This window comes from Mesorhizobium sp. M8A.F.Ca.ET.202.01.1.1, assembly GCF_004791595.1.
In the GTDB taxonomy this organism is placed as follows: domain Bacteria; phylum Pseudomonadota; class Alphaproteobacteria; order Rhizobiales; family Rhizobiaceae; genus Mesorhizobium.
This window is the reverse complement of the sequence record NZ_SRUN01000011.1, coordinates 1-13,638: the sequence shown is the minus strand read 5'-3', so window position 1 is coordinate 13,638 and position 13,638 is coordinate 1. Positions and strand designations below refer to the sequence as shown.

General features: G+C 63.9%; 8 protein-coding genes and 1 pseudogene. 4 read left to right on the top strand and 5 right to left on the bottom strand.

Translation table 11 applies throughout. The features are described from left to right. Positions 1-109: 109 nt before the first annotated feature. Entirely contained in the window at positions 110-1,939 is a 1,830-nt protein-coding gene (gene typA / locus EN845_RS22460; RefSeq protein ID WP_027145159.1) for a translational GTPase TypA, read from the top strand. 58 nt (positions 1,940-1,997) lie between these two features. Here the strand turns inward: typA and EN845_RS22455 are convergent, their stop codons facing one another. Then, complete coding sequence (locus EN845_RS22455; protein WP_127872896.1) at positions 1,998-2,624, bottom strand: DUF1062 domain-containing protein; 627 nt, start codon at positions 2,622-2,624, stop codon at positions 1,998-2,000. 400 nt (positions 2,625-3,024) lie between these two features. On the opposite strand from EN845_RS22455, the gene EN845_RS22450 reads away from it, so the two are divergent. After that, positions 3,025-3,639 (top strand): LysE family translocator, encoded by a 615-nt coding sequence (locus EN845_RS22450; protein ID WP_127872897.1) that lies wholly within the window; start codon positions 3,025-3,027, stop codon positions 3,637-3,639. Between the two features lie 9 nt (positions 3,640-3,648). Here the strand turns inward: EN845_RS22450 and EN845_RS22445 are convergent, their stop codons facing one another. The 3 genes from EN845_RS22445 to EN845_RS22435 all read right to left on the bottom strand — a co-directional run bounded on the left by EN845_RS22445 (position 3,649) and on the right by EN845_RS22435 (position 6,697). After that, complete coding sequence (locus EN845_RS22445) at positions 3,649-3,975, bottom strand: YciI family protein (RefSeq protein ID WP_127872898.1); 327 nt, start codon at positions 3,973-3,975, stop codon at positions 3,649-3,651. A 198-nt stretch (positions 3,976-4,173) separates the two neighbouring features. Continuing rightward, entirely contained in the window at positions 4,174-5,994 is a 1,821-nt protein-coding gene (locus EN845_RS22440) for an aromatic amino acid ammonia-lyase (RefSeq protein WP_127872899.1), read from the bottom strand. Positions 5,995-6,133: 139 nt separating this feature from the next. Continuing rightward, positions 6,134-6,697, bottom strand: coding sequence for a peroxidase-related enzyme (locus tag EN845_RS22435; RefSeq protein WP_127872900.1), 564 nt, complete (start codon positions 6,695-6,697; stop codon positions 6,134-6,136). 137 nt (positions 6,698-6,834) lie between these two features. Here EN845_RS22435 and EN845_RS22430 point away from each other — a divergent pair, with 137 nt between their 5' ends. Beyond that, entirely contained in the window at positions 6,835-11,622 is a 4,788-nt protein-coding gene (locus EN845_RS22430; RefSeq protein WP_127872901.1) for an NAD-glutamate dehydrogenase, read from the top strand. Between the two features lie 274 nt (positions 11,623-11,896). Next, positions 11,897-13,276: an MFS transporter gene (locus tag EN845_RS22420; RefSeq protein ID WP_127872902.1), complete on the top strand. Its 1,380-nt coding sequence runs from the start codon at positions 11,897-11,899 to the stop codon at positions 13,274-13,276. Between the two features lie 247 nt (positions 13,277-13,523). Here EN845_RS22420 and EN845_RS22415 read toward each other — a convergent pair. Next, positions 13,524-13,638, bottom strand: a pseudogene (locus tag EN845_RS22415) (IS630 family transposase); the annotation flags it as partial.

Sequence of the window (13,638 nt, the reverse complement as noted above, 5' to 3'; positions counted from 1 at the left end):
TGGCGTCGCGCTTCCCCTTTCGCAACTGCGAAAAACCCTGTATGAGCCGCGCAACCGAAAGAGGCAGCGCCTTTGGCCTGCTGCCTGCAACGCTTCCGAGACCAGAATCATGAACCTCCGTAATATCGCGATCATCGCGCACGTCGACCATGGAAAGACCACCCTGGTCGACCAGCTTTTGAAGCAATCCGGGTCTTTCCGAGACAACCAGCGCGTCGCCGAGCGCGCCATGGATTCCAACGACCTCGAAAAGGAACGCGGCATCACCATCCTGGCCAAGGCGACCTCGGTCGACTGGAAGGACACCCGCATCAACATCGTCGACACCCCCGGCCACGCCGATTTCGGCGGTGAGGTCGAGCGCATCCTCTCGATGGTGGATTCGGCCATCGTGCTGGTCGACGCCGCCGAAGGGCCGATGCCGCAGACCAAGTTCGTCGTCGGCAAGGCGCTGAAGGTCGGTTTGAAGCCGATCGTCGTCATCAACAAGATCGACCGTCCCGACGCCCGCCATGTCGAGGTGGTCAACGAGGTGTTCGACCTGTTCGCCGCGCTCGATGCCACCGACGAGCAGCTCGACTTCCCGATCCTCTATGGTTCGGGCCGCGACGGCTGGGTGTCGGAAAATCCCGAAGGCCCGAAGGACCAGCAGCTTGCGCCGCTGTTCGACCTCGTCATCAAGCATGTCCCGGCGCCGACCGTTCATCCCGGCCCGTTCCGCATGATCGGCACCATCCTGGAAGCCAACCCGTTCCTCGGCCGCATCATCACCGGCCGCATCGAGAGCGGCACGCTGAAGTCGAACCAGGCGGTCAAGGTGCTGCACAATGATGGCACCCAGATCGAAACCGGCCGCATTTCGAAGATCCTTGCTTTCCGGGGCCTCGAGCGCCAGCCGATCGAAGAGGCGCAGGCAGGTGACATCGTTGCCATTGCCGGCCTGTCCAAGGGGACCGTCGCCGACACGTTCTGCGACCTGGCGGTGACCGAGGCGCTGCATGCGCAGCCGATCGACCCGCCGACCGTGACCATGTCCTTCCTCGTCAACGACAGCCCGCTCGCCGGTACCGAAGGCGACAAGGTGACCAGCCGCGTCATCCGCGACCGGCTGCTGCGCGAGGCCGAAGGCAATGTCGCGCTGAAGATCGAGGAATCGCCCGACAAGGATTCGTTCTTCGTCTCCGGACGTGGCGAATTGCAGCTCGCCGTGCTGATCGAGACCATGCGCCGCGAAGGCTTCGAAATCGCCGTCTCGCGTCCACGCGTCGTCATGCAGAAGGGCGAGAACGGCGAATTGCTGGAGCCGGTCGAGGAAGTCGTCATCGACGTCGACGAGGAGCATGCCGGCGTCGTCGTGCAGAAGATGTCGGAGCGCAAGGCCGAAATGGTCGAGCTGCGGCCCTCGGGCGGCAACCGCCAGCGCATCGTCTTCCACGCGCCGACGCGCGGCCTGATCGGTTACCAGTCGGAATTGTTGACCGACACGCGCGGCACCGCCGTGATGAACCGGCTGTTCCATGCCTACGAGCCCTACAAGGGCGAATTGCCCGGCCGCACCAACGGCGTGCTGATCTCCAACGAGCAGGGCGAGTCGGTCGCCTACGCCATGTGGAACCTGGAAGACCGTGGCCCGATGGTCATCGATCCGGGCGTCAAGGTCTATCAGGGCATGATCATCGGCATCCACAGCAGGGACAACGACCTCGAAGTGAACGTGCTGAAGGGCAAGAAGCTGACCAACATCCGCGCCGCCGGCAAGGATGAAGCGGTCAAGCTCACCCCGCCGATCCGCATGACGCTGGAGCGCGCGCTGGCCTGGATCCAGGACGACGAGCTGGTCGAGGTGACGCCGAAGACTATTCGCCTGCGCAAGCTCTATCTCGACCCGAACGAGCGCAAGCGCTTCGAGAAGTCGTCGAAGGCGGTCGGCGCGGCGTAATTTTCCATTTTACGGAACTGACGGAAGGGGTGAGGCACATCGGTGCCTCACCCCTTTTTCATCCCCCAGCGGCCAGGATGATGGCCTGCCGATCTGGTTCGCTGGCAAGATTGACGCGGATCGTCGTCCCCTCGCGGGCTGGCTTGCGAAGGGCTTTGCTCCCCTCGGGATCAACGACCAGCAGCCGTCGCTCCTCCAGCGCCTGGAGCCGCGATCGCGAGATGCCGAATTCGCTGGCCAGCAAGCGGTCGAGCCTCAGCGATATCGGCACTTCCAAACCCAGCCGGAGTTCCAGCGCCGTCGCGCCCTGCTTCATCCCGCCGATCACCTGTTTGCGCACGGCGGCATCAGGGAATTCCTCGACGCGCCCAACCTGGTCGCGCAGGGCGACGATGTCGAAGGCATGGCGACGTGCCAGCTCCGGATCGTTGCTCTCGAGCGCCGCGAGCAGCGCCGGCTCGATGTCACGGCGGTTGCAGCGTTCGAAAATGCCGAAATTCCAGGAATTGTCGCAGTCGACGCAACGATAGATCAGCCAGACGTCGATGCGCTTGCCATTGGCGTTGACGCGGAATTTCCCGCTGCAGTGATAGGCTTTCACGCCGCCGCAGCGATTGCAGTTGATCAATGGGCGCGGTGCGATTTCAGGCGCGATCGTCCAGTGGATGCGCAGGATAGAAGACATGCCGGTAAGTCCTTCCCGTCGGGAAGTTCATCCGGTCGGCGATGTCGAGATGCCCGTGCGGGCGCGGCGTGGCGGGTGGCTGCGGAGATCGTGAAGTCAGGTGTCGCTGGGCGAAAAGCGCGCGACAGCGGTTCAGCAGTGCCAAACCGGTCTCGAACCGCCGCCCAGAGGAACACATGAAAAATGAAACAGGCACTGCTGATGCGGCGCCATGCAGGTGTGTCGGGGGAGTTGGCGAGACCGGCGGTTACTGAGGCAAAGTGAAGCTCGAAGTTGTTTCGCGGCGGCCCTTCTAGCGGCGTGGCGCCGCGCGGACAAGCGTCATTTTGTTGGCGCTACCGCGGCTCGATCGCTTGCGCTAGTGTCAGGTTTCAAAGGTTGCCAGACAGAGACCCTCGCCATGCACCTCGCCTCGCTCCTGATCTTCGCCGCCGCCTTGTTCGTGGCCGCCGGTTCGCCCGGTCCATCGATCGCGGCGCTCGTCGCACGCGTCATTTCGAAGGGCTTTCGCGACGTGTTCCCGTTCCTGCTTGCCATGTGGATCGGCGAAGGCATCTGGCTTTCGCTGGCGGTGTTCGGGCTCGCCGTGGTGGCGCAGACCTTCCATCTCGCTTTCGTCGCGGTGAAATGGGCTGGCGTCGCCTATCTGGCCTACCTCGCCTGGAAGATGTGGATGGCGCCCGTCGACGCCAAGGAGGGCGAGATGCCGCGTGAAGACTCGCCGGCGAAGCTTTTCTTCGCCGGCATGGCTGTCACGCTCGGCAATCCCAAGATCATGATGTTCTACCTGGCGCTGTTGCCGACCATCATCGACCTCGCTTCGGTCAGTCTCGTCGGCTGGGTCGAACTGACGGCGACCATGGCGGTGGTGCTGATCGCCATCGATCTCGCCTGGGTGCTCGCCGCCTCGCAGGCACGCAAACTGCTCAGGAGCAAGCGCGCCATGAAGATCGCCAACCGCGTCAGCGCCACGACGATGGCCGGTGCCGCGGCGGCCATCGCGGCGCGCTCTTGAGGCGACCCGTCAGCCCATCATGTTGATGATGGGTGCGATCTCGACGTTGCAGTTTGGCATGGCCAGCATCGGGCAGCCCTTGGCCTTCTCGGCGGCTTCGTCGATATCCCTGGCCTCGATGATCGAGTAGCCGCCGGTCGGGTTGCTGCCGCCATTGTTTTCGACCTTGCCGCCGGGCAGCACCGTCTTCGACATGCCGACAGGATTGCCGCGCTCGACCACGGCCGAGCCGAGTTTTCCGAACCAGTCTGTCCAGGCGCCGGTCATCGCCTTTCGCTCGGAGTCGCTCGTCGGCATCTTGCCGGAGCCGTGATAGACGTAGAGAAACTTCGCCATGTTCTCCTCCCTTGATGAGCGGCATCGAACCGGCATGCGGTCATGCCGCATGCCGATCATCGGACCAAAATGACGAGTGGGCAACGAAAATACGCAATCGCTAATATTCGTGCTGCCGCGAGGTGATCGCCTTGCGCCCTCCTGCCATTCTGAAGGGTGGCGCGCCGGCTCCTGGAATACCGCCTTGCGGCAAGCTCATCAGTTGGGCAGAACGCCGGCCGCCGGAAGTGAAGCACTCTTCGGGGCCAGCGGCCCGCCGGAATAGAATTTCGAAGCCGGGTTCTCCTGCATGAAATCGTAGGCGACCATGCCGAGCGGCCGCTTTTGCCGTTCCGATGCCGCCTGATGCCAGGGGATTACCTGGCGCAGCGCCTCGAGTGCCGCGGTTGGCGCTGCGCCGAATTTCCGCTGCGGGTTCTGCGCCTTGCGGATTTCCATCCAATAGCTTGCCGTCAACAGGTCCTGCGCCAGCAGGTGGAACGACACGTCGACCGCCTCACGGGCGCGTTGCGTCTTGATGCGGGTTTGCGCTTCCAGGTCCTCGACGGTGGCGACGATCGCTTGGCCATTCGGCGTCACCGGGGTGCCGAGGTCGGCCAGCTCCTGCCAGAGATCGGTCGGCAGATAGCCGTCGAAGGTCGGGATGTCCTTGCGCTCTTCGGGCTTCAGCACATCGGCCGGCTTGACCACGGTGAAGAAGGGGTTGCGGAAGCGCTCGATGCGCTGCGCCACCGCGACGCCAAGATTGGTCAGCGAGATGGTGAAAGCCTCGACCTGATTGGCCATGGGATAGGGATCCCAGTTGGCGTTGGAGAAGATATAGCCGGACTTGCCGTTACTCAGCGGCCCGCCCTTGATGTAATATTTCATGAATTGCGGCGTGCTCAGCTCCGGCGAGCTCTGCGGCGTCAGGCCCGGCAGGATGGCCGGATTGTGATCCGACGAATTGATCGAAAGCAGCACGGATTGGCGCAGATCCGCCCAGGCATGCCAGGCCGAGCCCTGGCGCTGGCTGGAGGCGCGCATGCTTTCCGGGTCCTGGATGATGCGGGCCGGATCCTCGTCGAAGAGATAGCTGCCCTTGATCATGTCCATGATCCTCGCCGCGTCCCATGTCAGCCACGGGTAAGGCCGCATGGATTGCACCGGCACCGATATCGGCGTCACGCTGGAGTTCATGCCGTTGAGCCCCATGGCGTAGCTGAGGTCGGTCCATTCCAGCAGTTTTCGCGCGTCCTCGAGCAAGAGCACGGCTTGCGCCTGGGCATAGGCATTGGTGCTGATCAGCGCGGCCTGGTCGGCGGCGAAGGGTTCGAGCGGCTTCAGGCCGGCCTGGGAGAGGGCCTGGGAGGCGGGCATGCGTGTGCCGTTGAAATAGGCCTCGCCCTCGCCGACCATCGTCGCGCCGATATTGCCGAGTGTCGCGAGGTCGCCTTCGCCGAGCGTGCCGCGCGATTGCACCACCGGCGTCACCCGCTTGTTCAGCATGTCGACAAGCATATGCGTCAGCTGCGGGCTGGCGGCTTCGTAGGACATGGTGTTGGCGCGGATCGCCATGATCGCGCGCACCAGCGCTTCTTCCTGCAGCTCCGGCCCGTAGCCTCTGTCGACCCCGCCCTTGAAGCGGGCGAGCTGCTGCTCCTTGAGGAGCTTGCTGTTTTCCGGCGTCGTCGGATCGCCGGAGAAGATCACCGTTTCGCGCTGATCGCCGGCGCCACGGTTGAACCAGTAGATCGCGATACCTTCGGCCGCACCCTCGAGCAGCAGGCCATAGGCATCCGCCGAGCGCTGCAGCGCTTCCGGGCTAAGCTCGACCTTGGCGCCGTTGCGGGCGATGTCGATGACCTGATCGATAGTCAGGTCATGCCCGGTCAACGTTACTGTCTTGGCTGCCGCGGTCTCGAAAATGGGCTGATAGGTGGTCGCTGCCTCGAAGGCATGAGCGGGTGGGGTGGCGAGCGCCAGCGTCATGGTCAGGGCGCAGAGAAGAATCCGGGGTTGGGCAATTCGCTCAAGCATAAGGGCTCCTATTCTCGAAGCGTTAGCCTCGGGCACGAAGTTTCACCCCTCGGAAATTTTGTTTCCCGGAAAACTAACTGGCTGCATTCGCCTGTCAACGCTTGATGAGAGCAGGACTGACGGTGCAGCGCGCGTGGCCCTATCGCGCCATGGCGTGGTATTCGTCGTTGGGCCGCATGTCGATTGCCGCCGCGACGCGGTTCGACATGTTGAAGAAGGCCGCGGTCGAGGCGATGTCCCAGATGTCGCGGTCGCTGAATCCGGCCTGGCGCAGCGCCGCACGGTCGCCCTCGACGATCCTGGCCGGTTCTTCGGTCAGCTTGACGGCGAATTCGAGCATCGCCGTTTGCTTCGGCGAAAGGTCGGCGGCGCGGAAATTCATCACCATCGTCTCGCCAAGCAAGGGGTCGCCCGAGAGCTGGCGCACCGCCGCGCCATGCGCGGTCAGGCAATAGTAGCAGTGGTTGATGGAGGAGACGGCGACCGCGATCATCTCGCGTTCCAGTTTCGACAGGCCGGATTCGCCCAGCATCAAATCATTGTACATGTCGGTAAAGGCGCGCAGCTTCTTGTCGTCGAAGGCATAGGCCCTGAGCACGTTGGGGACGAGGCCGAGCTTCTCCTCGCATTTGGCGAAATAGGTTTTTGTCGGTTCGCTCAGCTCTGCCGAGCCCAGGTCAAGCGCGGTGATTTTGCCGGTCATGGATCATTCCTCCTCGTCAGGCGATGCCTTGCCGCCGAATTCCGATAATTCTTGGCAAGCCGTCAAACCTTTGTCGCCAAACAGCGGTCATCTGCTACCATAGTCGCAAAAGCATGCGACGGGAGGGAAGAAGCGTCATGGCCAGCGTGAAGTCCGCAGCTAAGTCGAAGAAGAAGGCAACTGCGGCGAAGACGGAGGACAGACCGGCCAGGCTTGCCGACTATCTGCTCGCCCGCGCGCCGGCTGAGGATATCGCCGCCTATGACGTGGCCGACCTCGAGCGCGCCGCCGATCTCGCCGGCAAGGCGGTCGCCGGCCACAAAAAGGGTGAGTGCGTCGTCGCCGTCGAAGCCGATTCGGGCGTCGTTCGCGAAGGCCGCCCGGTGACGGTCATCACGGTCGTCAACGACAACATGCCGTTCCTGTTCGATTCCATCCTCGGCGAAGTCACGGAGACATCAGGGGGACCGACCCTGGTCACCCATCCGGTGATCACGGTTCGCCATGGCAAAACGGGAGTCGACGAAATCCTCGGCGACGGCAATTTCGCCAAGGACGACGGCAGCCACGACCGGCTGAGCGTGATCCATGTGCACATTCCCCGGTTGACGTCAGCACAGGCAAATGGCTTGACCGAGCGGTTGCGCAAGATGCTTGGCCAGGTCCACGCCGCGGTCAAGGACTGGCGGCCGATGCTCGCCCGGCTCGATCAGGCCATCTCCGAATTCCGCTATTCTGCGGTGCCGCTCGACAAGAAGAGCGTCGCCGAGGCCATCGCCTTCCTGGAGTGGCTGCGCGACGACAATTTCACCTTCCTCGGCATGCGTGAATTCAAGTACACCGGCGGCGAGGAAAGCGGCAATCTGGAGCGCTCCGAAAAACCCGGCCTCGGCATCCTGACCGACCCGGACGTGCTGGTGCTGAGGCGCGGCACCGAGGCGGTGACGACGACGCCTGAAATCCGTGCTTTCCTGCACGGACCGGAGCCGCTGATCGTCACCAAGGCCAATGCCAAGTCCTTGGTGCACCGGCGCATCTATCTCGACTATATCGGCGTCAAGACCTACACCGCCAAGGGCACCTTGGCGGGCGAACTGCGCATCGTCGGCCTGTTCACCTCGACCGCCTACACGCGCTCGGTGATGAAGATCCCGTATCTCAGGTCCAAGGCCGAAACCATCATCGCCAAGTCGGGCTTCGACCGGCACGATCACTCCGGCAAGGCGCTGATCAACGTGCTGGAAAGCTATCCGCGCGACGAGCTGTTCCAGGTGCCGGTGCCGATCCTGCGCAAGCATGCCGCTGCCATTCTCGGCCTGATCGAGCGGCCACGCGTGCGGGCGCTGGTGCGTGCCGACCAGTTCGACCGTTTCGTATCGATCCTCGTCTTCGTGCCGCGCGACCGTTACGACAGCGTCGTGCGCGAGAAGATCGGCGCCTATCTGAAAACCGTGTTCGAGGGCCGGCTGTCGGCCTATTACCCGGCCTTCCCGGAAGGTGGGCTGGCGCGTGTGCACTTCATCATCGGCCGCTCCGGCGGCAAGACGCCGAAGGTCGAGCAGGCGACGATCGAAGCGGCGATACGCGACATCGTGCGCACCTGGGAAGATGCGCTTGCCGATGCCGCGGAAGCCGACGGCAGCGATCCGGCGTTGAAGGCCATCGCCGCGCGGCTGCCGGAAAGCTACCGGGATTCGTTCAGCGCGGCGGTGGCGCTGGCCGATGCCGGGCGCATCGCCAAGATCAGCGCCAGCAATCCGATCGCCATCGACTATTACCGCCATACCGGGCAGAAACCGCAGCAGGCGGCGCTGAAAATCTATCACCATGGCAGTCCGGTGGCGTTGTCGCGGCGCGTTCCGGTGCTGGAGAACATCGGCTTCCGCGTCATCAGCGAGCGGACTTTCGCAGTCGGCGACGAGGCCTCCGGGATGGTCTTCATCCACGACATGGAGCTGGAGAACAGCTACGGCGCGCGAATAGACCTCGCCGATGGCGGCGCGCTGTTCGAGGACGCGTTCCTGTCGGTGTGGCGCGGCGACGTCGACAATGATGGCTATAATGGCCTTGCGCAAACCGCCGGCCTGTGGTCGGGCGAGATTACCATCCTGCGGGCCTATGGCCGCTATTTGCAGCAGGTCGGCATCCCGCAGAGCCAGGATTTCATCGCCGCCGCCCTCAACCGCTATCCCGAAATCGCGCGCGGCCTGCATGACCTGTTCATCGCCCGCCTCGGCCCGACGGCGGAAACGGAAGGCGTGGTGGCGGCCAAGCACCTCAAGGCCAAGATCAAGGATGCGCTCGAAGATGTCCCCAACATCGACGACGACACGATCATACGGCGCTACCTGAACCTGATCGAAGCCTCGCTGCGCACCAATCATTTCGTTGCCGATACGAAAGAGAAAGGCCAGTCGCTGGCGATCAAGCTCGAGTCGCAAGCGGTCGAGGGATTGCCGGCGCCGCGGCCATGGCGGGAAATCTTCGTCTACGGCTCCGAGGTCGAAGGCCTGCATCTGCGCTTCGGCCCGGTCGCGCGTGGCGGCCTGCGGTGGTCGGACCGCGCGCAGGACTATCGCACCGAAGTGCTCGGCCTGGTCAAGGCGCAGCAGGTCAAGAACGCCGTCATCGTGCCGGTCGGTGCCAAGGGCGGCTTCTATCCCAAGAAACTGCCGATGAGCGCCGGACGCGACGCCATCTTCGAGGCCGGCACCTCCGCCTACAAGAACTTCGTCTCCAGCCTTTTGTCGATCACCGACAATATCGGGCTGGACGGTGTCATTCCGCCGGCCGGTGTCGTGCGCCGCGACCAGGACGATCCCTATTTCGTCGTCGCCGCCGACAAGGGCACGGCAACCTTCTCCGACACCGCCAACGCCATCTCGGAAAAGCATGGCTTCTGGCTCGATGATGCCTTCGCGAGCGGCGGTTCGGCCGGCTACGACCACAAGAAGATGGGCATCACCGCCAAGGGCGCCTGGGAAGCGGTCAAGCGGCACTTCCGCGAGATGAACCGCGACATCCAGACCTCGCCTTTCACCGTCGTCGGTGTCGGCGACATGTCGGGCGACGTGTTCGGCAACGGCATGCTGTTGTCGCCGAAGACGCGCCTGATCGCCGCTTTCGACCATCGAGACATCTTCATCGATCCCGATCCTGACATGGCTGCCTCGATGGCCGAGCGCGAGCGGATGTTCGCGTTGCCGCGTTCGAGCTGGCAGGACTATGACAAGACCAAGCTGTCGGAAGGCGGCGTCATCGTCTCGCGCAGCCAGAAGTCGATCACCTTGCCGGCTGCCGCGGCGACCGCGATCGGCCTCGCCAAGACGACCGCCACGCCGGTCGAGATCATGACCGCCATCCTCAAGGCGCCCGTCGATCTCCTGTGGTTCGGCGGCATCGGCACCTATCTCAGGGCATCGACCGAAACCAATGCCGAGGTCGGCGACCGCGCCAACGATGCCATCCGCATCACGGCGCTCGACGTCCGCGCCAAGGTGATCGGCGAGGGTGCCAATCTCGGCGTCACCCAGCGGGCACGCATCGAGTTCGGCATGAATGGCGGCCGCTGCAATTCCGACGCTATCGACAATTCGGGCGGCGTCAACTGCTCCGACGTCGAGGTCAACATCAAGATCGCGCTGGCGTCGGCCATGCGCAGGGGATCGCTGACGCGCCCGGCGCGCAACAAGCTGCTGGCCGAGATGACCGACGAGGTCGGCGGCCTGGTGCTGTCCAACAACTACCAGCAGACGCTGGCGCTTTCGATCGCCCGCAAGCGCGGCCTCGCCGACATCGCGCATCAAAGCCGCTTCATGACCGCGCTGGAGGCGCGTGGCCTGCTCGACCGCGTGGTCGAGACGCTGCCGTCGCCGGCGGCCCTTGCCGAGCGCGAGGCGCGCGGCGAGCCGCTGACCCGGGCCGAACTCGGCGTGCTGCTCGCCTATGCCAAGATCGTGCTGTTTTCCGACATCGTCGCCAGCGACGTGCCGGATGATGCCCATTTCGACCGCGACCTGATGGGCTATTTCCCGGACCGGATGGCGAAGAAATACGCTTCCGAGATTCATGGCCATCGGCTGCGCCGCGAGATCATCGCCCGAGTCGTCGCCAACGATCTGGTCAATCGCGGCGGCCCATCCTTCGTCAACCGGCTGCAGGAAGCGACGGGGCGCACCGCCGCCGACGTGGTGCGCACCTTCGCCTTGGTGCGCGACGGCTTTGCGCTGCCGGCGCTCTATCGCGAGATCGACGCGCTCGATAACCAGATCGACGGCCAGGTGCAGCTCGATCTCTACCAGATGGTGAGCCGGCTTATCTATATGAGCAGCGGCTGGTATCTGAAAAACGATGCCGGCACGGCATCGCTTGGCCAACGCATCGCCGAGTTGCAGGATGCACGCAAGGCGCTGGAGCCCAAACTGGTATCGCTGCTGCCGGCTTTTTCGCGCGAGCGGATCGAGGAGAAGCGGCACGGACTGTTCAAGGCGGGCGCTCCGGAAAAGCTCGCCGAGCAGCTGGCGATGAGCGAGGCGGCGGAGCTCATCCCGGACATCGCGCTGACAGCGCGCACCGCCGGTGCCGATATCGTCGCGGCCGCCAAGGCATTCTTCGCCGTCAGCGATGCCTTCCGCATCCCACGCGTCGAGGATGCGGCGCGTTCGATCACGCCATCGGACTATTATGATCAACTCGCTCTGTCCCGCGCCACCGACACGATCGGCGCGGCGCGGCGCGGCATCGCGGTGGCCGCGCTCACCGGCCATGCCAAGGCCGCGGATCCGGTGGCGGCCTGGCTGGAAGCGGGCGGCGAGCGGGTGGCGCGCATCCGCGAGCGGCTGCAGGCGCTGACCGAAGGCGGCGACATCACCGTGTCCCGGCTGTCGGTCGCGTCGGGACTGATGAGCGATCTGACCGGGATGTGAGCATCTCCGAAACGCCGGCGCCGCCCCTCATTGCCCTGCCGGGCATTTCTCCCCGCATAGTGACGGGGAGAAAGGGCTGGCCGCGGCCTCGGCGCCTTCTTTTGGGACGCTGGTGATTGGCGAAATCCGCAGTGACGGCGCCCCTCTCCCCGTCTCTATACGGGGAGAGGATGCCGGCAGGCAGGTGAGGGGCGGCACGAACATTTGCCAGTTTGCATGCCCATGAAAAACATGCAGACATGACGCCCGACGCGGGCGGGCCGGGGGAATCAGCATGGCGGCGGTAGAGACAGTGCAGCGGGCGTCGGGGCGCGGCATCTGGGGGTGGATGTTCTTCGACTGGGCGGCGCAGCCGTTCTTCACCGTCGTCACCACCTTCATTTTCGGACCCTATTTCGTCTCGCGCATGGCGAGCGACCCGACCGCCGGACAGGCGGCCTGGGGTTATGGTATCGCCGCGGCGGGGCTGGTCATCGCGATCCTGTCGCCCATCCTCGGTTCGATCGCCGACCAGACCGGGCCGCGCAAGCCGTGGATCGCCTTCTTCGCGACGATCAAGATCGTCAGCCTCACCCTGCTGTGGTTCGCCGCGCCCGGTTCGAACCTGTTCCTGGTCGTGCTGTTGTTCTCGCTGGCTTCGGTGGCGGCCGAGTTCTCGACCGTGTTCAACGATTCCATGATGCCGCGCCTGGTGCCGAAGGCCGAGATCGGCAGGATCTCCAACATGGCCTGGGGACTTGGCTATCTCGGCGGTATGATCGCGCTGATCTTCGTCGTCCTGTTCCTGGCAGGCAATCTGGAGACCGGCAAGACGCTTATCGGCATCGACCCGCTGTTCGGGCTCGATCCGAAGCTTGGCGAGGACGCGCGCTTCACCGGACCGATGTCGGCCGGCTGGTATTTCCTGTTCATCCTGCCGATGTTTTTCTTCACGCCCGACGCCGTCAAGGGCATCCCGATCGGGCCGGCGGTGCGCGAGGGCCTGTCGGAACTCAAGTCGACACTCGCCGAAGTGCGCAACCGCAGCGGCATCCTGCGCTTCCTCGCGGCGCGGATGATCTATCAGGACGGCGTCAACGCGCTGCTGGCGCTGGGCGGCACGTTCGCGGCCGGCATGTTCCACTGGTCGATCACCGAGATCGGCCTGTTCGGCATCATCCTCAACGTCGTCGCCATCTTCGGCTGCTGGATCGCGGCGCGGCTCGATACCGCGCTCGGCTCGAAGCACGTCGTGATGGTTGCGCTGGTCATGCTTTCGGTCGCCACCGTCGGCGTCGTCTCGACCGGACCGGGCTTCACACTGCTTGGCCTGGTCCAGCTTTCGACCGCCGACTCGGGAGGCCTGTTCGGCACGGCGGCCGAGAAGGCCTACATCCTGTACGGCCTGCTGATCGGCCTGGCTTTCGGTCCGGTGCAGGCCTCGTCGCGCTCCTACATGGCGCGCAGCGTCACCGCCGCCGAATCCGGGCGCTATTTCGGCATCTACGCGCTGGCCGGGCGGGCCACCAGCTTCCTGGCGCCGTTCATGGTGGCGACCATCACCACGCTCAGCGATTCGCCACGGCTCGGCATGGCCGCGATCATCCTGTTCCTCGGCATCGGCATGGCGATCCTGGTTGGAACGCCATATCCGGCGGATCGAGCAAGCGAATAAGCTGATAGATAGATGGAGATCGATGATCAGCGATTTATGGCCCTCGAAGGGACACGTACCTGGGCGTCAGGAACTGTGCATTTCGCGGCCGAATGTGACCGATTTCTAGTCGACCTGTCTGGCTCGCCAGAAAATCTTCAGACCTCGCGACGAACGTTTGAAGTGAATCGGCACTGTTTTCTGATCGCTGCATTTAAACTGTTAGAACATGCTGAATGGGCGGTCCAAGTTGGTGCGTTAGAGCGTTTCATGTTTTGACGGAAGCGTATCCGGCGTTTTCGAAGTAGTTCTTGCATTCGGCTGCCTCGATGGTTTCGACGAGGTGGCCGATGTGGCGCCAAGTTTCCTCGACGGTGCGTTTC